Below are 21,567 nucleotides of genomic sequence, written 5' to 3' on the forward strand. Positions count from 1 at the left end.
GGAGGGCCGGATTTCCCGGCCCGCACGATCATGGGAACGTTTGTTCTATTCTCGGGCCAGAGCTACCGAGGGAGGCGCTCATGCGCTGGGACAACCTGACCGAGGGCCCCACGGGTCCGGCCGCACTGTTCGGGGCCGGTGCCGTCGTCACCCGCACGATCGACACCCCCGAGTTCCGCGGGATCACCTTCCACGAGGTCCGGGCCCGCTCGATCGTCAACCGGGTGCCCGGGGCCTCGCGCATGCCGTTCGAATGGACGGTCAACCCCTACCGCGGGTGCAGCCACGCCTGCGTGTACTGCTTCGCCCGCAAGACCCACGGCTACCTGGACCTCGACACCGGTGTCGGCTTCGACTCGCAGATCGTCGTCAAGACCAACGCCCCCGAGCTGCTGCGCCGCGAGCTCGCCTCGCGCCGCTGGACCGGCGCACACATCGCCATGGGCACCAACGTCGACTGCTACCAGCGCGCCGAGGGCCGCTACCGGCTGATGCCCGGGATCATCGAGGCGCTGCGCGACCACGCGAACCCCTTCTCGATCCTCACCAAGGGCACGCTGATCCTGCGCGACCTTCCCCTCCTCCAGGAGGCCGCCGCGGTCACCGATGTCGGGATCTCCGTCTCCGTCGGCTTCACGGACAGCGGTCTGTGGCGGACCGTGGAGCCCGGGACTCCCTCCCCCGCCGCCCGGCTGAACGCCGTACGGACACTGACCGACGCCGGCATCGAGTGCGGGGTGCTGATGGCCCCCGTCATCCCCTTCCTCGGCGACGCGCCGGAGCAGCTGCGGGACACCGTCCGCGCCATCGCCGAGTCCGGCGCCACCTCCGTGACACCCCTGGTACTCCATCTGCGGCCCGGGGCGCGCGAGTGGTTCACGGCCTGGCTGGGCGAGCACCACCCGCACCTCGTGGAGCGGTACGAACGGATGTACGCGGGCGGCTCGTACGCACCCACCTGGTACCAGCGCCAGATCACCCGCCAAGTCCACGAGCTGGCGGCGGAATTCGGCATCGGCCCGAACGGGCGCGGGGCCCCCCGCCGGGTCGTCACCCCCGAGCCGCCCGTGCCCGCCGAGCCCACCCAGCTCACCCTCCTCTGACGCCCGTCACCCCCGAAGGGTCATCACATCGGGCCAAAAGGCAGCCCAATCCCGCTTTCCAGGCGCGGTTTCCGGGACGATTCCGCCCAGAACCCTCGGCTGGGAGGCCCCATGCTGCACCCCTTGAAGAAGCGCACCGCTGTCCTGCTGTCGATCTCCACCGTGGCCGCCGTCGCCTCCGTCCTCGCGAGCCCGGTCTCGGCCACCACGGCGGCCCCGGCCGCCGCCGCGCCGAAGCAGGCGCCGCTGCGCTGGACCGACTGCGCGACCCCCCGCTACCCGACCCTCCAGTGCGCCTCCCTCAACGTCCCCCTCGACCACGGCCGGCCCGCCGGACGCCAGATCTCCCTCGCGCTGACCCGGGTCCCGCACACCGCCGCCACCTCCTCCGGCCCGCTGCTGGTCAACCCCGGCGGCCCGGGCGGCAGCGGGCGCACCCTGGCGGGCTTCGTCGCGTCCGCCCTCCCCAAGGACGTGGCCGCCCAGTACGACGTGATCGGCTTTGACCCGCGGGGCGTCGGCAAGAGCGAGCCGTCCCTCGACTGCGGGGCGGGCCACTTCACCCCGGTCCGGCCCGACTCCGTACCGATCGACGCGGAGACCGAGCAGGCCAACCTGGACCGGGTGCGGTCCTTCGCCGAGTCCTGCCAGACCAAGCACGCGGACGTGCTGCCGCACATCGGCACCGTCTCCGCCGCCCGCGACATCGAGGTGCTGCGCACGGCCCTCGGCGCGGAGCGCATCAGCTACTTCGGCTACTCGTACGGGACCTACCTGGGCGCGGTGTACGCCAAACTCCACCCGCAGCGGGTGCACCGGCTCGTCCTGGACTCCGTGGTCGACCCGGGCGGGGTCTGGTACGAGGACAACCTCGCGCAGGACCGGGCCTTCGACTCCCGCCACAAGGCCTTCCTGGCCTGGGTGGCGAAGTACGACGCCACCTACGGGCTCGGCGCGGACGCGGCCGGGGTCGAGGAGCGCTGGTACGCGATGCGCGGCGAGCTGCGCGAGACGCCCGCGGGCGGCAAGGTGGGCCCGTCCGAGCTGGAGGACACCTTCATGCCGGGCGGCTACTTCAACGGCTACTGGCCCAGCCTCGCCGAGGCCTTCGCGGCGTACGCGGTGAAGAAGGACCCGAAGCCGCTGGTGGCGGCGTACGAGCGGTTCGGCGCGGTGGAGCCCTCCGCGGGCAACGGCTACAGCGTCTACACGGCGGTGCAGTGCCGGGACTCGGCCTGGCCGAAGGACTGGAACCAGTGGCGCGCGGACATGTGGCGCACGCACGCCGAGGCGCCCTTCATGACCTGGAACAACGCCTGGTACAACGCCCCGTGCGCGTTCTGGCCGACGGAGCCGCTCGAGGCCCCGGACGTGACCAACGCCGACCTTCCGCCCGCCCTGCTGCTCCAGGCGACGGAGGATGCGGCGACCCCGTTCCAGGGGGCGCTCAGCATGCGGGAGAAGCTGAAGGGCGCGGCCCTGGTCGTCGAGGAGGGCGGCGGCAACCACGGCATCTCGCTGAGCGGCAACAAGTGCCTGGACGAGAAGGTCTCGGCCTATCTGCGGACGGGCCGGGCCGCGGACGCCACCTGCCCCGCCCAGGAGGCCCCGAAGCCGACCGCGGCGACCCGCGCGGTCCCGTCCTCGGCGGGCGGCGCGGCCCTGCACGGACTCCTGGGCTACCGCGGCTGATCTTCACCGGGCAGGATCGTGCTCATGACCACCACGCCTGAGCACAGCCACCTCTCCCGCGTCCGAGCCCCCGAGGGCGTCAGTCCCGGTACCGGATACAGCCATGTCGTCTGGGGCACCGGGCGGTTCGTCGCCGTCTCCGGTCAGTGCGCGCTCGACGAGAAGGGCGAGGTGGTCGGCGAGGGCGACGCCGCCGCCCAGGCCCGGCAGGTGTTCGAGAACCTGCGCCGGTGCCTGGCGGCGGCCGGGGCCGGCTTCGACGACGTCGTGAAGCTGACGTACTTCGTCACGGACGTGGCCCACCTCCCGGCGGTTCGGGCCGCCCGGGACGCGGTCATCCCCGCAGACCGCCAGCCGGCCTCCTCGGCGGTCCAGGTATCGGCCCTGTTCCGCCCCGAGCTCCTGCTGGAGGTGGAGGCCTTCGCCGTCGTCCCGGCCTAGCCGGGAGGGAGACCGCGCAGTGCGGCCGTCGCCGCCACCGCGAGGCGGGGGTGGGCCTGCGCCCGGGTCAGCAGCTCGCGGGCACGGGGGTCGCCGAGGGCGCCGAGGCCCTCCACGCAGGCCAGGGCCACCCGCCAGTACGGGTCGTGCGGGGAGAGCAGCCGGGACAGGGTCGTCATCAGGGCCGGGGCCGACTCCGGCGCGCGCAGGGCGGTGAGCAGCCGGACGGGCTGCAGGGCGTAGGCGGTGCGCAGGCCGTTGGTGGCGAGGGCGGCGGCCGCGCGGGCGGTGCGCGGGTCGCCGAGGACGGCCAGTGCCTCGGCGGCGGCCGCGCAGCGCGGCGGGTCCCGGTGGTTGAGCAGCAGCACGAGGGACTCGAAGGCGCGGCGGTCCCCCGCCAGTCCCAGCCGGTAGGCGGCCAGTTCGCGGGCCCACAGGGGCAACCCGGCCGAGGTCAGGGAGGCCGCGAGCCCGTCCGGACCGGCGGCGAGCAGCGCCTCGTACTCCGGGTACTCCGGGGAACCGGTGGCTTCCGCCCGCAGGCGCTCCAGCACGTCGTTCACCCGGCCACCCTAGGCGGCCGCGGCCGTCGCCACGGCCCGTTCACCGCGATTGATGATCGATGATCGATGATCGGTACATTTGGGCGGTACAGGTCACATCTCCGCGCTCTGGCGCACCAGTTACCGGCGGGTTACTGTCGCTTCAACACGTACGAGGGCGGCCTGGTGACGCAGCCGCCTCGTGCCGGTCGGTTCAGCACGACACCACGGCGTGACCCCGGGACAGGGTTTCCGCCGCTTCCGCCCTCTGGGCATCTTCCCTTGGGCATCTCGCCTTGGGCTTCTCCCTCTGGGCTTCTTCCGCACGGCTTTCCGTACGGCATCCGCGCGCGCTGTGCGCCGCGCGCTCCCTCAGTCGTCACCCTCTTCCACTGGAGTCCCTCGATGGACCGTCCGTCCAGTCACCCCACCCTCCAGACCATCGCCGTCGTCGGCCTCGGCACGATGGGCACCGGCATCGCCGAGGTCCTCGCCCGGGCCGGCCGCGAGGTCATCGGCATCGACGTCAGCGAGGCCGCCACCCGCCGGGCCGCGGCCTCGCTCGCGGCGGCCACCGAGCGCTCCGTCACCCGGGAGCGCCTCACCGAGCAGGAGCGGGCGGACGTGCTCGCCCGCTTCCGCACCTTCACCGATCTGGGCGCCGCCGCCGAGGCCGATCTGGTCATCGAGGTCGTGCCGGAGTCGTACGAGATCAAGCAGCAGGTGTTCCGCGAGCTCGACGCGATCGTCCGGCCCGACACCATCCTGGCCACCGGCACCAACGCCCTCTCGGTGACCCGCCTGGCCGCCGAGTCCCAGCGCCCCGAGCGCGTGCTGGGCCTGCACTTCTTCAACCCGGCCCCGGCGATGAAGCTGGTCGAGGTCGTCTCGAGCGTGCTGACGGCCCCGCCGGCCGTCGAGGCGGTCACCGAGCTGGCCCGCGAGCTCGGCAAGGAGCCCGTCTCGGTCGGCGACCGTCCCGGCTTCGTCGCCGACGGCCTGCTGTTCGGCTACCTCAACCAGGCCGCCGCCATGTACGAGGCGAAGTACGCCTCCCGCGAGGACATCGACGCGGCGATGCGGCTCGGCTGCGGTCTGCCCATGGGCCCGCTCGCGCTGCTCGACCTGATCGGCGTGGACACCGCCCGCACCGTCCTGGAGGCCATGTACACCTCCTCGGGCGACCGGCTGCACGCCCCGGCCCCGATCCTGGGCCAGCTCGCGGAGGCCGGCCTGACCGGGCAGAAGGCCGGGCGCGGGTTCTACACCTACGAGGCTCCGGGCAGCTCCACGGTGGTCCGCGACCAGCAGACCCCGCCGGAGGAGTCCCGGCTCGGCGCGGGCCGTCCCGTCACCTCGGTCGGCGTGGCCGGCTCGGGCACCATGGCGAGCGGGATCGCGCAGGTCTTCGCGCAGTCCGGGTTCGACGTGGTGCTGGCCGCCCGCAGCCAGGAGAAGGCGGAGGCGGCGAAGGCCGCGATCGGCAAGTCCTTGGGCCGTGCGGTGTCCAAGGGCCGGCTGACCGAGGAGGCCGCCGCGCAGACCCTGGGCCGGATCACCCCGGCCGGTTCGCTGGACGCCTTCGCCTCGGTGGACCTGGCCGTGGAGGCCGTGGCCGAGGACCTCGCGGTCAAGCAGGAGCTGTTCGCGGCCCTGGACAAGGTCTGCAAGCCGGGCGCCGTGCTGGCGACGACCACCTCCTCGCTGCCGGTGATCGCGGTGGCCCGCGTGACCTCGCGCCCGCAGGACGTGATCGGCATGCACTTCTTCAACCCGGCTCCGGCGATGAAGCTGGTCGAGGTGGTCCGCACGGTCCTGACGGCCGACGACGTGCACGCCACGGTCCGCGAGATCTGCCTCAAGGTGCGCAAGCACCCGGTGGACTGCGGGGACCGGGCCGGCTTCATCGTGAACGCGCTGCTGTTCCCGTACCTCAACAACGCGATCAAGATGGTCGAGCAGCACTACGCGAGCCTCGACCAGATCGACGCGGCGATGAAGCTGGGCGGCGGGTACCCGATGGGGCCCTTCGAGCTCCTGGACGTGGTCGGCCTCGACGTCTCGCTGGCCATCGAGAAGGTCCTCCACAAGGAGTTCCGCGACCCGGGCCTGGCCCCGTCCCCGCTGCTCGAGCACCTGGTGGCGGCGGGCTGCCTGGGCCGGAAGACCGGCCGCGGATTCCGTGAGTACGCCCGCCGGTAAGCCTCGGCCGGGCCACGAGCCGGATGCGTGGGGAGGGCTCCTCGGGCCCGCCGGACCCTCACGGTGGGCGAACCCTCCCGACGAGCACTGTGTGCCCAGTGCCGGTCCTCCCCCGCATCCACCCCAGTCCCACCCCCCTCGGGCGCGCTCTTCCGCGCAGATGAAGTACGTTCGCTCTATGTCCCAGCCCGCCAAGACCTCGTCCCGCGCCGCCGCGGCCTCCGACGCACAGGAGAGCACGGCCGGCACCAAGGCGGCCGCGCAGCGGCTCAAGATGCGCCGTGAGCTCGCCGCGGCCGCGATGGAGCTGTTCGCGACCAAGGGGTACGAGGCGACGACGGTCGACGAGATCGCCGCGACCGCCGGGGTGGCGCGCCGGACCTTCTTCCGGCACTTCCGGTCCAAGGAAGAGGCGATCTTCCCGGACCACGACGACACCCTGACCCGCGCCGAGGCCGTCCTCGACGTGGCCCCGGCGCACGAGCACCCGCTCGACACGGTGTGCCGCGGGATCAAGGAAGTCATGAAGATGTACGCCGCCTCGCCGGCGGTGTCGGTGGAGCGATACCGGCTGACGCGCGAGGTGCCGGCGCTGCGGGAGCGGGAGATCGCCTCGGTGGCCCGCTACGAGCGGCTGTTCACGCGCTACCTGCTCGCCCACTTCGACGAGCAGGACCACCACGACGGCAACGACGACCCGCTGCTGGCCGAGGTGGCCGCCTCCGCGGTGGTGACCGCCCACAACCACGTGCTGCGGCGCTGGCTGCGGGCGGGCGGCCAGGGGGACGTGGAGGCGCAGCTGGACCACGCCTTCTCGATCGTGCGCAAGACCTTCGGCACGGGGATCGGCGCGGGCCGCACCCTGACCAGTACGCCGCCGGCCGCGCCGGCCGCCGTCCGTACGCAGGGCGAGGTGCTGGTGGCGGTGGCCCGGACGGACGCTCCGCTGGACGAGGTCATGCGGACCATCGAAGAGGCACTGCGCACCACGTAGTCGAAAAATCGAAAAGCAGCACGCGCGATCCTCGTCACACAGGGCCGCCCCCGTTTCGGGGGCGGCCCTTTGCGTATGCCCGACTTGCCCCTACTCGCGGGTAACTCTGATCGATCATCGCTCATCCGTGCAGGTCAATCGGCAAATGAGAGAAAGTTTTGGCACGCGGTGCCTTGCCGGGTGACACGGGGTGCCATACGTTGAATCTCGTCCGGATGTCCCCGCGACCCACGCCCACACGGCACGGAACGCGCCCCGGATCGCCTGCGTCACCAGGCACCGCACGCCTCACCACGGGCGTCGCCCAGCAGCACCGCACCAGCCGGACCGACGGCACACCTGCACCACGCACCCCCGTTCCCCTCAGCGCACCCTCATCAGCGCTAGCCGGAGGCTCTACCGTGAAGGACATCCTGGACGCGATTCAGTCGCAGTCCGCCACCGCCGCAGACTTCGCGGCCCTGCCGCTGCCCGACTCGTACCGCGCGATCACCGTGCACAAGGACGAGGCGGAGATGTTCGCGGGGCTGACGACACGCGAGAAGGACCCGCGCAAGTCCCTTCACCTGGACAACGTCCCGGTGCCGGAGCTGGGCCCGGGCGAGGCCCTGGTCGCCGTCATGGCCTCCTCGGTCAACTACAACTCCGTGTGGACCTCGATCTTCGAGCCGGTGTCCACCTTCAGCTTCCTGGAGCGCTACGGGCGCCTGTCGGAGCTGACCAAGCGCCACGACCTCCCGTACCACATCATCGGCTCCGACCTCGCGGGCGTCGTGCTGCGCACCGGCCCGGGCGTGAACGCCTGGAAGCCGGGCGACGAGGTCGTCGCGCACTGCCTCTCGGTCGAGCTGGAGTCCTCCGACGGCCACAACGACACGATGCTCGACCCCGAGCAGCGCATCTGGGGCTTCGAGACCAACTTCGGCGGCCTGGCAGAGATCGCGCTCGTCAAGTCGAACCAGCTGATGCCCAAGCCCGGCCACCTCAGCTGGGAGGAGGCCGCCTCCCCCGGTCTGGTCAACTCCACCGCCTACCGCCAGCTGGTCTCCCGCAACGGCGCCGGCATGAAGCAGGGCGACAACGTCCTGATCTGGGGCGCCAGCGGCGGACTCGGCTCCTACGCCACCCAGTTCGCACTGGCCGGCGGCGCCAACCCGATCTGTGTGGTCTCCAGCCCCGAGAAGGCGGCCATCTGCCGCGCGATGGGCGCCGAGGCGGTCATCGACCGCAACGCCGAGGGCTACAAGTTCTGGAAGGACGAGCACACCCAGGACCCGAAGGAGTGGAAGCGCTTCGGCAAGCGCATCCGCGAGCTGACCGGCGGCGAGGACGTGGACATCGTCTTCGAGCACCCGGGCCGCGAGACCTTCGGCGCCTCGGTCTACGTCACCCGCAAGGGCGGCACGATCGTCACCTGCGCCTCCACCTCCGGCTACAACCACGAGTACGACAACCGCTACCTGTGGATGTCCCTCAAGAGGATCGTCGGCTCGCACTTCGCGAACTACCGCGAGGCGTGGGAGGCCAACCGCCTGGTCTCCAAGGGCAAGATCCACCCCACCCTGTCGAAGGTCTACTCCCTCGAGGAGACCGGCCAGGCCGCCTACGACGTCCACCGCAACCTCCACCAGGGCAAGGTCGGCGTCCTGGCGCTGGCCCCCGAGGAGGGCCTGGGCGTCCGCGACCACGAGCTGCGCGCCACGCACCTCGACGCCATCAACCGCTTCCGCAACATCTAAGGGCCAAAGGGACAGCCTGAGATGACAGAGCGCCAGAAGGACCGTCCGTGGCTCATGCGGACGTACGCCGGCCACTCCACGGCCGAGGCGTCCAACGAGCTGTACCGCCGCAACCTCGCCAAGGGCCAGACCGGCCTGTCGGTCGCGTTCGACCTTCCGACGCAGACCGGCTACGACCCCGACCACATCCTCGCCCGCGGCGAGGTGGGCCGGGTCGGGGTCCCGGTCTCCCATCTGGGCGACATGCGGCGGCTGTTCCAGGACATCCCCCTGGAGCAGATGAACACCTCGATGACGATCAACGCCACCGCCATGTGGCTGCTGGCGCTCTACCAGGTGGCCGCCGAGGAGCAGGGCGCGGACATATCCCTGCTCCAGGGCACCACCCAGAACGACATCGTCAAGGAGTACCTCTCGCGCGGGACGCACGTCTTCCCGCCGGGACCCTCGCTCCGCCTGACGACGGACATGATCGCGTACACGGTCAACCACATCCCGAAGTGGAACCCGATCAACATCTGCAGCTACCACCTGCAGGAGGCGGGAGCCACCCCGGTCCAGGAGATCTCGTACGCGATGTCCACCGCGATCGCGGTGCTGGACTCGGTGCGCGACTCGGGCCAGGTGCCCGAGGAGCGCTTCGGGGAGGTCGTCGCCCGCATCTCCTTCTTCGTGAACGCGGGCGTCCGCTTCATCGAGGAGATGTGCAAGATGCGCGCCTTCGGCCGCATCTGGGACAAGGTCACCCGTGAGCGCTACGGCATCGAGAACGAGAAGCAGCGCCGCTTCCGCTACGGGGTTCAGGTCAACTCCCTGGGCCTGACGGAGGCGCAGCCGGAGAACAACGTCCAGCGCATCGTGCTGGAGATGCTGGCCGTCACCCTCTCCAAGGACGCCCGCGCCCGCGCGGTGCAGCTGCCCGCCTGGAACGAGGCGCTGGGCCTGCCCCGGCCCTGGGACCAGCAGTGGTCGCTGCGCATCCAGCAGGTCCTGGCCCTGGAGAGCGACCTGCTGGAGTACGAGGACATCTTCGCCGGTTCCCACGTCATCGAGGCCAAAGTCGACTCCCTGGTCGCCGACTGCCTGGCCGAGATCGACCGGATCCAGGAGATGGGCGGCGCGATGGCCGCCGTCGAGTCCGGGTACCTGAAGGGCGAGCTGGTCTCCTCGCACGCCGAGCGGCGGGCGCGGATCGAGGCCGGCGAGGACAAGATCGTCGGGGTCAACTGCTTCCAGCAGACCGAGGAGAACCCGCTCACCTCCGACCTGGACGGCGCCATCATGACGGTCGACCCGGCAGTGGAGGCGCTCACCGTCGAGCGCATCGTCCGCTGGCGGGCGGAGCGTCAGGAGTCCTCGGACCGCCAGGGGAACGGCGATCCCTTCGTCTTCCCCACCACCCAGCAGGCCCTGGACCGCCTCAAGGAGGCCGCGGCCGGCACCGAGAACCTGATGGACGCCACCCTGGAGTGCGCCCGGGCGGGTGTCACCACGGGCGAGTGGTCGAGCGCCCTGCGCGAGGTGTTCGGCGAGTTCCGGGCCCCGACCGGGGTCTCCTCGGCCCCGGTCGCGGTCACCGCCGAGCCCGGTACGCCGATGCACGAGGTCCGCGAGAAGGTCTCCCGTACGGCCGACGAGCTCGGCTCGGGCCGGCTGCGCCTGCTGGTCGGCAAGCCCGGCCTGGACGGGCACTCCAACGGCGCCGAGCAGATCGCCGTCCGGGCCCGCGACGCCGGTTTCGAGGTGGTCTACCAGGGCATCCGGCTGACGCCCGAGGAGATCTCCTCCGCGGCGCTGGCCGAGGACGTGCACTGCGTGGGACTGTCCATCCTGTCCGGATCCCACAGCGCACTCGTCCCGGATGTCCTCGAACGCCTGCGCGTTGCAGGGGCGGGTGACATTCCCGTCATCGTCGGAGGCATCATTCCGAACGCGGATGCCGTGACACTGAAGGCGGCCGGAGTCGCCGCCGTCTTCACCCCGAAGGATTTCGGCATCACGGAGATCATCGGCCGTATCGTCGACGAGATCCGCAAAGCCAACAAGCTCGCCCCTCTCGAAATCGTTGCAAGCACGGAGGTCCCCGCATGACCACGCCCGTCCACCCGGTGAACCGTCTTCGCCCGCGTCGCTCCTGCCTCGCGGTCCCGGGTTCGAACCCGCGCTTCCTGGAGAAGGCCCAGGGCCTGCCGGCCGACCAGGTCTTCCTGGACCTGGAGGACGCCTGCGCGCCGCTCGCCAAGGAAGGCGCCCGCCACACCATCGTGGACGCGCTGAACAACGGTGACTGGACGGGCAAGACCCGGGTCGTGCGCGTCAACGACTGGACCACGCACTGGACGTACCGCGACGTGATCACGGTCGTCGAGGGCGCCGGCCAGAACCTCGACTGCATCATGCTGCCGAAGGTCCAGGACGCCCAGCAGGTCGTGGCCCTCGACCTCCTGCTCACGCAGATCGAGAAGACCATGGGCTTCGAGGTCGGCAAGATCGGCATCGAGGCGCAGATCGAGAACGCCAAGGGCCTGGTGAACGTCGACGAGATCGCCGCCGCCTCCCCCCGGCTGGAGACGATCATCTTCGGCCCGGCCGACTTCATGGCCTCGATCAACATGAAGTCCCTGGTCGTGGGCATGCAGCCGCCCGGCTACGGCGCGGACGCCTACCACTACATCCTGATGCGGATCCTGATGGCGGCCCGCATGCACAACCTCCAGGCCATCGACGGCCCCTTCCTCCAGATCCGCGACGTGGACGCCTACCGCGAGGTGGCCGGCCGGGCGGCGGCGCTGGGCTTCGACGGCAAGTGGGTGCTGCACCCGGGACAGGTCGACGCGGCGAACGAGGTCTTCTCCCCCTCGCAGGAGGACTACGACCACTCCGAGCTGATCCTCGACGCGTACGACTGGTGCACCTCGGAGGCCGGCGGCAAGAAGGGCTCCGCGATGCTCGGCGACGAGATGATCGACGAGGCCAGCCGCAAGATGGCCCTGGTCATCGCGGGCAAGGGCCGAGCCGCCGGTATGCAGCGCACCAGCAAGTTCGAGATCCCGGAGGCCTGATCCCCATGCAGTTCGGACGCACGTACGAAGAGTTCGAGGTCGGGGCGGTCTACAAGCACTGGCCCGGGAAGACGGTCACGGAGTACGACGACCACCTCTTCTGTCTGCTGACCATGAATCACCACCCGCTCCACATGGACAGCAATTACGCCGAGAACACGACCGACTTCGGCAAGAACGTGGTCGTGGGCAACTACATCTACTCTCTGCTGCTGGGCATGTCCGTCCCGGACGTCTCCGGGAAGGCCATCGCCAACCTGGAGATCGAGTCCCTGCGGCACGTGGCGCCGACCTTCCACGGCGACACCATCTACGGCGAGACCACGGTCCTCGACAAGACCCCGTCGAAGTCGAAGAACGACCGCGGCATCGTCTACGTCGAGACCAAGGGCTACAAGCAGGACGGCACCCTCGTCTGCGTCTTCCGGCGCAAGGTGATGGTCCCGACCGAGACGTACATCAAGGAGCGCGGCGGCGAGCAGCCCGGCCGCCCGCAGCTGAAGGAACAGGGGAAGTAGCCATGGCCCGACTCGCCCAGACCGCCGGGCTCACGGACGTCCAGCGGGAGATCCTCAAGACCGTCCGGGAGTTCGTCGACAAGGAGATCATCCCGGTCGCGACCGAGCTCGAACACCGTGACGAGTACCCGCAGCAGATCGTCGACGGCCTCAAGGAGCTCGGCCTCTTCGGCCTGATGATCCCGGAGGAGTACGGCGGTCTGGGTGAGTCGCTCCTCACCTACGCGCTGTGCGTGGAGGAGATAGCGCGGGGCTGGATGTCCGTCTCGGGCATCATCAACACCCACTTCATCGTGGCGTACATGCTCAAGCAGCACGGCACGCAGGAGCAGAAGGACCACTTCCTCCCGCGCATGGCGCTGGGCGAGGTGCGCGGCGCGTTCTCGATGTCCGAGCCGGGGCTCGGCTCCGATGTGTCGGCCATCACGTCCAAGGCGGTGAAGGACGGCGACGAGTACGTCCTGAACGGCCAGAAGATGTGGCTGACGAACGGCGGCACCTCCACCCTGGTGGCCGTTCTCGTACGAAGTGACGAAGGACACCCCGAGGGCACGGCGCCCCACAAGTCGATGACGACCTTCCTCGTCGAGAAGGAGCCGGGCTTCGGTGAGGTCCGTCCGGGCCTGACCATCCCCGGCAAGATCGACAAGATGGGCTACAAGGGCGTCGACACGACCGAGCTCATCATGGACGGACTGCGCATTCCGGCCAATCGCGTACTCGGCGGGCAGACGGGCCGAGGGTTTTACCAAATGATGGACGGGGTCGAGGTCGGCCGCGTCAACGTGGCGGCGCGTGGCTGCGGCGTCGCTCAGCGTGCTTTCGAACTGGGTGTCTCGTATGCCCAGCAACGTCACACTTTCGGCAAGGCGATCGCCGAGCACCAGGCCATCCAGTTCAAGCTGGCCGAGATGGCTACCAAGGTCGAAGCCGCCCATGCGATGATGGTGAATGCAGCACGCAAAAAGGACTCCGGGGAACGAAACGACCTCGAAGCAGGGATGGCGAAGTACCTCGCCTCCGAGTACTGCAAGGAGGTGGTTGAAGACGCCTTCCGCATCCATGGCGGCTACGGCTTCTCGAAGGAGTACGAGATCGAGCGTCTCTACCGGGAGGCTCCGATGCTGCTCATCGGTGAAGGTACCGCCGAGATCCAGAAAATGATCATCGGGCGACGCCTGCTTGAGGAGTACCGACTCCAGGGCTGAAAGTACCTTTTGCGGCGAATCATCCACTGATTCGTCGCAAAAGAGTCACTACCAGTCACTGGCCGACGGCCATCGACTCGGCTTCTGGCTTGCCCAGTTGTTGCGCGCAACCGATAGCATTCCAGTAAAGCCGCCGTCCCGTCCCCCCGTTTACGGCGCGGCAATCACCCGCTACGAAGGTCATCCATGCCCCACAGCCAAACCTCTGCACCTCGCGACAGCCTCCGTGGCGTACGCCTCGCGCGCGGAGCATCGCCGTGGCTTCTGCCGACCCTCGCCACCGCGGCGCTCAGCCTCACCCGGGCTCGCAAGTCCGGGCGCTGGGCCGCGGCGGCCGTGCCCACCACCGCGCTCGCGGCGGGCATGCTGTGGTTCTTCCGCGACCCCGAGCGCGAGATCGCCCAGGGCCGTGTCATCTCGCCCGCCGACGGTGTGGTGCAGAGCATCATGCCGTGGAAGGACGGACGGACCCGGGTCGCGATCTTCATGAGCCCGCTGAACGTCCACGTCAACCGCGCGCCCCTGGCGGGCACGGTGACGTCCGTGGAGCACATCCCCGGCGGATTCGTCCCGGCGTTCAACAAGGAGAGCGAGAACAACGAGCGCGTTGTCTGGCACTTCGACACCGAGCTCGGCGACATCGAGATGGTGCAGATCGCCGGCGCAGTCGCCCGGCGCATCGTTCCGTACCTGCCGGCCGGTACGAAGGTCGAGCAGGGCGAACGCATCGGTCTGATCCGCTTCGGCTCCCGCGTCGACATCTACCTCCCCGAGGGTGTCGAGGTCGCGGTCGAGGTCGGTCAGGCCACCACCGCGGGGGTGACACGAATTGACCGTGACTGACCCTGAGACTCCGGCAGCCGGCTGGGTGCCCGAGCCCGCCGAGGAGGAGTCCGCCGAGGACGACATGCCGCTCTCGCTGCGGCTGTCGATAGCGGACACCCTCACGCTCGGCAATGCGACGTGCGGATTCATGGCGGTGTACTTCACCACCACCGGAATCCTCATCCCGCACCTCACCGGCAGTGGCGAGTCGGGCATGGCCCGTAACAGCGCCGCGACGGCAGTGATACTGATGCTGCTCGCCGCGGTCTTCGACCTCTTCGACGGCATCGTGGCCCGCAAGCTGCGCAGCTCGCCGATGGGCGCCGAGCTGGACAACCTGTCCGACCTGATCAGCTTCGGCCTGGCTCCCGCGTACTTCGTGCTCGTCTACGGCATGGTCGCCGACGACGCGGTGCAGAAGATGTCGGCGCTGGCCGCGATCGTGGTGCTGCTGGCCGTGGTGCTCAGACTCGCGAGATTCAGCTGCGTGACGATGAAGGACGGCATGTTCCAGGGCATGCCGAGCCCCTTCGGCGCCCTGACGGTCGTCTCGATCGTGCTGCTGGAGCTCCCCTTCATCCCGACGCTGCTGGCGATCATCGGCGTGGCCTGGCTGATGGTGAGCCGGGTCGAGTACCCGAAGCCGCGGGGTGTCCTCGCGGTGGCGATGCTCTGCTGGATCATCGGTGCGATGGGGCTGCTGGCGGCCTGGGCGTTCGACGCCCCGGGCGGTCAGCTGCTGCTCCAGACCGGCTGCGCCCTGCAGATCGCGATGGCGGCGACCATTCCGCTGTTCGCGACGACCCGGAGGGCGAACACCTTCCGGCACAACCGTCGCGAGGCCCGCGCCACCACGCTGCGCTAGCTGTACGGGAGAGGCCCCCGGATGCCGATGGCATCCGGGGGCCTCTCGTCGTTTCCGGCTGCGGGCCGACTGCTGGGGCTGGGCGGGGTCAGCCCGTTGGGGTGAGGTTTTGGGCTGCCGGGGTTACCGCGGCTTCCTTGACCACCTTCAGGCCGCCCGGGGTCTGCTCGTCCGGCTTCATGATCACGCTCTGCCGGGTGGAAGGGGACTTCGGGTCGGAGAAGTCGTGCGTGATCCCGAAGCCGCTGTCGTAGGACTTCAGGCTCAGCAGGGCCTTGCCCACGCCTTCGCGGGTGAGGTCCTTGTCCGCGCAGGCCTTCTTCAGCGCCTCCCCGTAGACCGCGGCGGCCGTGTATCCGGCCACCACCCCGTTGTCGAGCCCCGCGCCCGGGTAGGCCTCCTTGTAGGCCGCGGCGAGGGCCGCCGGGCCGGGGGCGGTGGAGCCGATGGGCAGGGTGGACGCGGCGACGTAGTAGTCCTTCTGCAGGGCCGCGCCCGCCGGGGTGGCGAGCAGCTGCGGAGCGAAGGCCGAGTTGTTGCCGACCACCGGGACGTTCCAGCCGCCGGCCGCGGCGACCCCGACCAGCGAGGCCGCCTGCCGGGGCCCGGCGCTGATCACCACGGCCTTGACCCCGGCCTGCTTGAGTGCGGCGACCTGGGCGGACATGTCGTTGTCGGTGGGCTTGATCTTCTGCTCGACGACGGTCAGCCCGGCCTCCTTGGCCGCGTGCTTGGACCCGGCCAGGGCGTTCTCGCCGTAGTCACCCTCGAAGTACACGTGCCCGATCTTGTCCCCGGAGGCGATGCGCTTCTGTTCGAGGAGGTAGCCGATGGCGTTGACCGTCTCGATGTCGTAGGTGGCACCCACCGTACGGATGGCAGGGCTGCCCAGCAGCGAGGCGGACCAGGCCTGCGGGATGACCAGTCCCTTGTCCTGGCCGTCGATGCGGTCCTTGGCGGCGGCGACGAACGGGGAGCCGATGAACTGGGCGAAGCCGAGCACGTCGGGCTCCAGCTCGGTGTAGCCGGCGAGGGCCTTCTGCGGGTCGTAGCCGTGGTCCCGGACCGTCAGCTCCAGCTGTCGGCCGCAGATGCCGCCCGCGGCGTTGGTCTGCTTGATCCACAGCTGCTGGGCCTGCGTGACGCTCTTGCCGAGCGAGGCGTAGACGCCGGTCATGTCGGTGAGGGCGCCGAGCCGGATGGCGGTGGCCGTGACCCCCTTGCCGGTCTTGACCCCGCCCTCGCCCTGCTTGTCCTCGGTGCCGGTGCCCGCCTTGCCGCTGCACCCGGCCGCGCCGGTGAGCAGGAGCGCGGCCGCGAGGGCCGCCGTACCGAGTCGCGCTCGCTTGTCCGTGCCGGGTCTGATCACGCTGGCTCCTTCGGGGGTCTGATCCGGGCGAGGCCGCCCGGGAGGAACAGGACGACGGCGACGACGGCCGCGCCGTACAGGTAGCGGGACGCCTCGCCCGGGGAGACCCCGCCGGCACCGGGGGCGGCGACGAGCGGGAGGGCGTCGCTGTAGCGGGTGAGCAGCTGGGGCAGCAGGGAGACGAACGCGGCGCCGATGACGGCGCCCGCGACCGTGCCGAGGCCGCCGATCACGATCATGGCGAGGTATTCGAGGGACAGGACCATGCCGAAGTAGTCGGGCACGGTGCGCTGGAAGACGAGGGCGAGCAGGACCCCCGCCAGGCCCGCGTACATGGAGGACAGGACGAAGACGGCGGCGCGGTAGCGGGCCACGGGGACGCCCATGACCCCGGCGGCGATGGTGTGGTCGCGGATGGCGTTCATGGCGCGGCCCGGGCGCCCGCGCAGGATGCCTCGGGCGAAGAGGGCGCAGGCCAGGAGCGCGGCGAGGGCGACGTACCAGAGCTTCTCGGCGGACTGGAAGGGGACGGCGGCGATCACGGTCTCGGTGTCGTCGAAGGTGATCCCGAGGAGGGAGAGGGGTTCGACGGCGCGGCCGTTGAAGCCGCCGGTGAGGGGGGTGGCGTTGAACAGCACGTGCTGCCCGATGAAGATCAGCGCGAGGGTGGCGATGCCGAGGTAGGCGCCGCGCAGGCGGCCGGCGATGGGGCTGAAGAGCCCGCCGACGGCTCCGGCGAGGACGACGGCGAGCACGGCCGCCAGCCAGCTGGGCAGGCCGAGGCCGACGAGCTCGTGGCCGCCGGACCGCCCGCCGTCCCCGGCCAGGGCGCAGTACCCGTACGCGCCGACGGCGAGGAAGAAGGCGTGCCCCATGGACAGCTGGCCGGTGGCACCGGTGAGCAGGTTGAGGCCGATGGCCCCGATGCCCGCGGCGATGGCGAACAGCCCTGCCTGGAGCCAGAACCGCTCCAGGTAGAAGGGCAGCGCGAGGAGCACGACGGCCCCGGCGCTCCACAGGATCGGGCGCCCCGGGATCGCGCGCCTGAGGACCAGGCCCTTGGGGATCGGGCGCGGGGTGCTAGACACGGGCGGGCTCCTTCGTGCCGAAGAGGCCGGCGGGGCGCAGCAGCAGCACCGCGACCATGACCAGGTACGGGGCGAGGTCGCCGATGCCGCGGCCGAGGAAGGCGAGCTGGCCCTGGTAGCCGGTGGCCATGGCCTCGGTGACGCCGACGATCAGGCCGCCCGCGAGGGCTCCGGTGGTGGAGTCGAGGCCGCCGAGGATGGCGGCCGGGAAGGCCTTGAGGGCGGCCAGCGAGGTGGCCCGTTCCAGGCCGGGGGTGGGGAAGACGGTGAGGAAGAGCGCCGCCACGGCGGCCAGGGCGCCGGCGACGGCCCACGCCGCCAGCGAGACCCGGCCCAGCCGCACGCCCATCAGCGCGGCGGTCTCCGGCTTCTCGGCGGCGGCCCGCATGGCCACCCCCCAGGCGGTGTACCGGAACAGCAGCAGGAACGCGCCGATCAGGAGGCTCGCGGAGACGAAGGCCGCGATCCGGGTCTGTGGGAGGGTGACCGGGCCCAGGTGGACCACCGCGTCGCCCCACGGATCGCCGAGCGCGAGTACGTCCGTACCGATGCGACGGGTGAGGTCGGTGGTGAGCAGGATGTCCACGCCGATGGTGACGATGGCGAGGACGCTCTGGTCCTGGCCGCGGTAGCGGCGCATGACCAGGAACTCCACCCCGGCACCGACCGCGGCGGCGGCGCCGATGCCCACGGTCAGGGCGGCCCAGAAGCCGATGTCGTCGTGCAGGACGGCGGTGACGTAGCCGCCCGCCAGGAGGAGGGAGGCGTGGGCGAAGTTGACGACCTCGGTGGCCTTGAAGATGACCACGAAGCCGAGGGCGATCAGCGCGTACACGGAGCCCATGGAGAGGCCGCCGAGCAGCAGTTCAAGGAAGGTGGTCACGCGGCAGGGTCCTCCTCGCCGAGGTAGGCGCGGACGACCGCCGGGTCGCTCTGCACCTGGGCGGGGGTTCCGCCGCCGATCCGTCTGCCGAAGTCGAGTACGGTCACCGCGTCCGCGAGCCGCATCACCACCCCCATGTCGTGTTCGACGAGCACGATCGAGATGCCGAGGCCGTCGCGGACTCCCGCGATGACGGCGGCGGTGCGCTGCCGTTCACCGGCGGTCATTCCGGCGACGGGTTCGTCCAGGAGGAGCAGCCGGGGCTCCATGCACAGGGCCCGGGCCAGCTCGACGAGTTTCTGTTTCCCGTACGGGAGGGAGCCGGCGGGGGTGGCCAGGTCGGCCTCCAGACCGACGAAGGCGGCGATCTCGCGGACCCGTTCGCGGTGCCGGCGGTCCTCGCGGACGGCGGCCGGCAGCCGGAGTCCGGCCGCGAGGAATCCGGAGCGCATCAGCCGGTGGCGGCCGAGCAGCAGGCTCTCGGCGACCGTGGTGTGCGGGGGCAGGGCGAGGTTCTGGAAGGTACGGGCGATGCCGAGGGCGGCGACGGCGTGCGGGGCGAGGCCGGTGAGCTCGGCGGCGCCGAAGCGGACGCTGCCGGAGGTGGCCCGGTAGACCCCGGAGAGCACGTTGAAGCAGGTGGACTTGCCGGCGCCGTTGGGGCCGATGACGGCGTGCACACTGCCGGGCTCGACGGTGAAGGAGACGCCGTCGAGGGCGGTGAGACCGGCGAAGCGGACGGTGACGTCGGTGACGGTGAGGGGCGGGATCACGCCGACCACCTGCGCAGGGTGCCGCTCGCCGGTGGCGTTTCGACAGCGCCTTCGTCCGTGATGCCGAGATAGCGGCGGCGCACCTCGTCCGAGGCCGCCAGCTCGGCGGCCGGGCCGGACAGGGTGACCTCGCCGACCTCCAGGACGTAGGCGTGGGAGGCCAGCCGGAGCGCGAGGGCGGCGTTCTGCTCCACCAGCAGCACGGAGGTGCCCGAGGCGTTGATCTCGGTGATGGTCGCGGCGATCGTCGCGGCCATCTTCGGCGCCAGACCCAGTGAGGGCTCGTCCAGGAGCAGCAGCCGGGGGCGGGCCATCAGGGCGCGGCCGAGAGCCAGCATCTGCTGCTCGCCGCCGGAGAGCAGGCCCGCCCGCTGCCTGGAGCGTTTGGCGAGGACCGGGAAGAGTTCGTGGACTCGGGCCAGCGAGCGGGCGGTGTCGGCCCGGGAGCCGGCCCGGGCCCCGAGGGCGCCCGCCCGCAGGTTGTCCGCGACGCTCATCCGGGCGAACACCTGGCGCCCTTCGGGGACTTGCACCACTCCGGCGGCGACCGCACGGGCCGGGGCCAGTCCGTCCAGCGGCATGCCGTCGAAGGTCACGCTGCCCCCGGTGACGGCGCCGCGGTGAAAGGCAAGCGTGCGGGACACGGCCCGCAGCAGGGTCGTCTTTCCCGCGCCGTTCCCGCCGAGTACGACGACCACGGCGCCCGCGGGTACGTCGAGCGACACGGCGCGCAGCGCCCGGACCGGCCCGTAGCCGACGGACAGCTCGCGCACTTGGAGCGAGGCCACATCCCCTCCCACTGTTCCGGCTCTGTGCTGGCGCACAGACCAGCACCGGGCGGGGCGGCCGTCCACGCCCCGAAGCGGAATCGCTGCCGATGACCAGCCGGGAGTGGGGTCCGGTTGTGCAGCGGCACAGACCTGCGTACGGGGCCCCTTACGCAGGTGGGCCGCGGGTGACATCCTCTGCGGCCATGGGCGGACGCAGGGCGCGTACGGAAGCGGAGTGGTCGGTGCTGCTGACGGCGGCCGAGGTGCTGCTGGAGCGCGTCCCGGAGCTCACTGAACAGCTGATCGGCGATCTGGCGCAGCACTCGCCGCTGTTCGACCTGGTGGTACCGCGGGACGAGCACTGGCAGCAGATCAGCGAGGCCATGCGCTACGGCATCGAGGCGTTCGCCGCACGGCGCTCGGACACGCGCAAGGACCTGGTGTACGCGGAGGAGCTGGGGCGGCGCCGGGCCGAACAGGGGCTTCCGCTGGACCTGTTGCTGTACGCGTACCGGCGCGCGGGGCGGCTGACCTGGGACGCGCTGCTGGACATCGTCACCGAGGAGGACCCGGACGCCCTGCCGGTGCTGGCGCGGACGGCCGGTGCGATGTGGGCCGGGATCGAGCAGCAGGCCGCGACGACGGCGGAGGCCTACCGGGCGGGCGAGCGGGAGATGCGGCGGCGCAGCGACGAGCGGGTGCAGGCCCTGCTGGACGCGCTGCTCCAGGGGGACGCGGCGCCGGGCCTGGCGGCGCGCGCGGCGGCGGGCCTGGACCTGCCGGAGCAGGGGCGGTACGCGGTGGTCGTGCTCCCCGTGGACCGGCGGGACTCGGTGCACCGGGTGGCGGCGGTGGGCGGGATGCGGCTGTTCTGGCGGATGCGGGCGGAGCAGGAGCTGGCGGTGGTGGCCCTGGGGTCGTCCTCCCCGGAGGAGCTGGCCTCGGAGCTGGCCGACCGCTGCCACGGGCCGGGCGGGATCAGCCCGGTGGTGGACGGGCTGGCGGAGCTGAGCCGGGCCCGCCGCCTGGCCGAGACGGCGCTGGCCACCTGCGGTGCGGAGGAGCGCGGGCTGGTCCGCCTGTCGGAGCGGCTGCCCGCCGCGCTGGTGGTGGGCCAGCCCGAGCTCGCGGGGGAGCTGGTCGAGGCGGTCCTGGGGCCCCTCCTGGAACTGGACCCGGCGGACCGGGCGGTGCTGCTGGAGACGCTCGACGCGTGGCTCGCCGCCGAGGGCTCCGCCGGGCGGGCGGCGACCCGGCTGTACTGCCACCGCAACACGGTGTTCAACCGGCTGCGCCGCCTGGAGCACCTGACGTCCCGGTCCCTGTCGCGGCCGCACGACCTGGTCGCCCTCACCCTGGCCCGCGACGCCCACCGCCTGTCCGCTGCCGCGGGCCCGCCCGGCCCCTGACCGCTTCCGCGGTCCGGGTCGGCGCGCCGTAGGCTTGATGTCGGAAAACCGCCAGCCGCGGTGGATCTCACCCCGGATCCTGGA

The 21,567-nt window shown here is 71.0% G+C and carries 19 protein-coding genes; 13 read left to right on the top strand and 6 right to left on the bottom strand.

Annotated elements, in window-relative coordinates:
• Positions 1 to 80: 80 nt before the first annotated feature.
• From JIW86_RS10065 to JIW86_RS10075, 3 genes are all read left to right on the top strand, one after another.
• Positions 81 to 1,103 carry an Rv2578c family radical SAM protein gene (locus JIW86_RS10065; RefSeq protein WP_257553444.1) on the top strand — a complete coding sequence of 341 codons (1,023 nt, stop codon included), beginning with the start codon at positions 81 to 83 and terminating at the stop codon, positions 1,101 to 1,103.
• Positions 1,104 to 1,214: 111 nt separating this feature from the next.
• The gene (locus JIW86_RS10070) at positions 1,215 to 2,795 is read left to right on the top strand and encodes an alpha/beta hydrolase (protein WP_257553445.1); all 1,581 of its coding nucleotides are present in this window, start codon (positions 1,215 to 1,217) and stop codon (positions 2,793 to 2,795) included.
• 24 nt (positions 2,796 to 2,819) lie between these two features.
• A complete protein-coding gene (locus tag JIW86_RS10075; protein WP_257553446.1) occupies positions 2,820 to 3,236 on the top strand; it encodes a RidA family protein in 417 nt (138 codons plus the stop codon).
• Here the strand turns inward: JIW86_RS10075 and JIW86_RS10080 are convergent.
• A complete protein-coding gene (locus JIW86_RS10080; RefSeq protein WP_257553447.1) occupies positions 3,233 to 3,799 on the bottom strand; it encodes a HEAT repeat domain-containing protein in 567 nt (188 codons plus the stop codon). The genes JIW86_RS10075 and JIW86_RS10080 overlap by 4 nt on opposite strands.
• Positions 3,800 to 4,183: 384 nt before the next feature.
• Here JIW86_RS10080 and JIW86_RS10085 point away from each other — a divergent pair, with 384 nt between their 5' ends.
• The 9 genes from JIW86_RS10085 (at position 4,184) to pssA (ending at position 15,191) form a co-directional block, all read left to right on the top strand.
• Positions 4,184 to 5,980, top strand: a complete 1,797-nt coding sequence (locus JIW86_RS10085) for a 3-hydroxyacyl-CoA dehydrogenase family protein (protein WP_215146709.1) — start codon at positions 4,184 to 4,186, stop codon at positions 5,978 to 5,980.
• Positions 5,981 to 6,158: 178 nt separating this feature from the next.
• Positions 6,159 to 6,974, top strand: coding sequence for a TetR family transcriptional regulator (locus JIW86_RS10090; RefSeq protein ID WP_215146710.1), 816 nt, complete (start codon positions 6,159 to 6,161; stop codon positions 6,972 to 6,974).
• Between the two features lie 401 nt (positions 6,975 to 7,375).
• Complete coding sequence (ccrA, locus tag JIW86_RS10095) at positions 7,376 to 8,713, top strand: crotonyl-CoA carboxylase/reductase (RefSeq protein ID WP_257553448.1); 1,338 nt, start codon at positions 7,376 to 7,378, stop codon at positions 8,711 to 8,713.
• Positions 8,714 to 8,734: 21 nt separating this feature from the next.
• Positions 8,735 to 10,804: a protein meaA gene (locus JIW86_RS10100; RefSeq protein WP_257553449.1), complete on the top strand. Its 2,070-nt coding sequence runs from the start codon at positions 8,735 to 8,737 to the stop codon at positions 10,802 to 10,804.
• Positions 10,801 to 11,775 (top strand): HpcH/HpaI aldolase/citrate lyase family protein, encoded by a 975-nt coding sequence (locus JIW86_RS10105; RefSeq protein WP_215146713.1) that lies wholly within the window; start codon positions 10,801 to 10,803, stop codon positions 11,773 to 11,775. Before JIW86_RS10100 ends, JIW86_RS10105 begins: the two co-directional genes overlap by 4 nt.
• Before the next feature lie 5 nt (positions 11,776 to 11,780).
• Positions 11,781 to 12,293 carry a MaoC family dehydratase gene (locus JIW86_RS10110; RefSeq protein WP_030155134.1) on the top strand — a complete coding sequence of 171 codons (513 nt, stop codon included), beginning with the start codon at positions 11,781 to 11,783 and terminating at the stop codon, positions 12,291 to 12,293.
• Positions 12,294 to 12,295: 2 nt separating this feature from the next.
• On the top strand, positions 12,296 to 13,501 hold the full coding sequence (locus JIW86_RS10115) for an acyl-CoA dehydrogenase family protein (protein WP_257553451.1): 1,206 nt from the start codon (positions 12,296 to 12,298) through the stop codon (positions 13,499 to 13,501).
• A gap of 186 nt (positions 13,502 to 13,687) precedes the next feature.
• A complete protein-coding gene (locus JIW86_RS10120) occupies positions 13,688 to 14,344 on the top strand; it encodes a phosphatidylserine decarboxylase (RefSeq protein WP_069922629.1) in 657 nt (218 codons plus the stop codon).
• On the top strand, positions 14,331 to 15,191 hold the full coding sequence (gene pssA / locus JIW86_RS10125) for a CDP-diacylglycerol--serine O-phosphatidyltransferase (protein WP_215146715.1): 861 nt from the start codon (positions 14,331 to 14,333) through the stop codon (positions 15,189 to 15,191). Before JIW86_RS10120 ends, pssA begins: the two co-directional genes overlap by 14 nt.
• An 88-nt stretch (positions 15,192 to 15,279) precedes the next feature.
• Here the strand turns inward: pssA and JIW86_RS10130 are convergent, their stop codons facing one another.
• The 5 genes from JIW86_RS10130 to JIW86_RS10150 are packed head-to-tail and all read right to left on the bottom strand — an operon-like array spanning position 15,280 to position 20,092.
• Complete coding sequence (locus JIW86_RS10130; protein WP_416237546.1) at positions 15,280 to 16,560, bottom strand: ABC transporter substrate-binding protein; 1,281 nt, start codon at positions 16,558 to 16,560, stop codon at positions 15,280 to 15,282.
• Positions 16,557 to 17,615 (bottom strand): branched-chain amino acid ABC transporter permease, encoded by a 1,059-nt coding sequence (locus JIW86_RS10135; RefSeq protein WP_416237673.1) that lies wholly within the window; start codon positions 17,613 to 17,615, stop codon positions 16,557 to 16,559. The genes JIW86_RS10130 and JIW86_RS10135 overlap by 4 nt, the downstream gene beginning before the upstream one ends.
• Before the next feature lie 25 nt (positions 17,616 to 17,640).
• Positions 17,641 to 18,531: a branched-chain amino acid ABC transporter permease gene (locus JIW86_RS10140; RefSeq protein WP_257553453.1), complete on the bottom strand. Its 891-nt coding sequence runs from the start codon at positions 18,529 to 18,531 to the stop codon at positions 17,641 to 17,643.
• Positions 18,528 to 19,304: an ABC transporter ATP-binding protein gene (locus JIW86_RS10145; RefSeq protein WP_257553454.1), complete on the bottom strand. Its 777-nt coding sequence runs from the start codon at positions 19,302 to 19,304 to the stop codon at positions 18,528 to 18,530. Before JIW86_RS10145 ends, JIW86_RS10140 begins: the two co-directional genes overlap by 4 nt.
• Positions 19,301 to 20,092, bottom strand: coding sequence for an ABC transporter ATP-binding protein (locus JIW86_RS10150; RefSeq protein ID WP_215146719.1), 792 nt, complete (start codon positions 20,090 to 20,092; stop codon positions 19,301 to 19,303). The genes JIW86_RS10145 and JIW86_RS10150 overlap by 4 nt, the downstream gene beginning before the upstream one ends.
• Positions 20,093 to 20,259: 167 nt before the next feature.
• Here JIW86_RS10150 and JIW86_RS10155 point away from each other — a divergent pair, with 167 nt between their 5' ends.
• Positions 20,260 to 21,483: a helix-turn-helix domain-containing protein gene (locus tag JIW86_RS10155; protein WP_322975512.1), complete on the top strand. Its 1,224-nt coding sequence runs from the start codon at positions 20,260 to 20,262 to the stop codon at positions 21,481 to 21,483.
• Positions 21,484 to 21,567: the final 84 nt, after the last annotated feature.

The sequence above is a fragment of the Streptomyces sp. NBC_00162 genome, assembly GCF_024611995.1.
Lineage (GTDB): Bacteria > Actinomycetota > Actinomycetes > Streptomycetales > Streptomycetaceae > Streptomyces.

What these genes read in the sequence shown, in the direction of transcription:
- JIW86_RS10075 (WP_257553446.1), top strand. Translation starts at nt 2,820, where the DNA reads ATGACCACCACGCCTGAGCACAGCCACCTCTCCCGCGTCCGAGCCCCC.
- JIW86_RS10120 (WP_069922629.1), top strand. Translation starts at nt 13,688, where the DNA reads ATGCCCCACAGCCAAACCTCTGCACCTCGCGACAGCCTCCGTGGCGTA.
- JIW86_RS10105 (WP_215146713.1), top strand. Translation starts at nt 10,801, where the DNA reads ATGACCACGCCCGTCCACCCGGTGAACCGTCTTCGCCCGCGTCGCTCC.
- JIW86_RS10110 (WP_030155134.1), top strand. Translation starts at nt 11,781, where the DNA reads ATGCAGTTCGGACGCACGTACGAAGAGTTCGAGGTCGGGGCGGTCTAC.
- JIW86_RS10100 (WP_257553449.1), top strand. Translation starts at nt 8,735, where the DNA reads ATGACAGAGCGCCAGAAGGACCGTCCGTGGCTCATGCGGACGTACGCC.
- JIW86_RS10115 (WP_257553451.1), top strand. Translation starts at nt 12,296, where the DNA reads ATGGCCCGACTCGCCCAGACCGCCGGGCTCACGGACGTCCAGCGGGAG.
- JIW86_RS10085 (WP_215146709.1), top strand. Translation starts at nt 4,184, where the DNA reads ATGGACCGTCCGTCCAGTCACCCCACCCTCCAGACCATCGCCGTCGTC.
- JIW86_RS10065 (WP_257553444.1), top strand. Translation starts at nt 81, where the DNA reads ATGCGCTGGGACAACCTGACCGAGGGCCCCACGGGTCCGGCCGCACTG.
- JIW86_RS10090 (WP_215146710.1), top strand. Translation starts at nt 6,159, where the DNA reads ATGTCCCAGCCCGCCAAGACCTCGTCCCGCGCCGCCGCGGCCTCCGAC.
- JIW86_RS10070 (WP_257553445.1), top strand. Translation starts at nt 1,215, where the DNA reads ATGCTGCACCCCTTGAAGAAGCGCACCGCTGTCCTGCTGTCGATCTCC.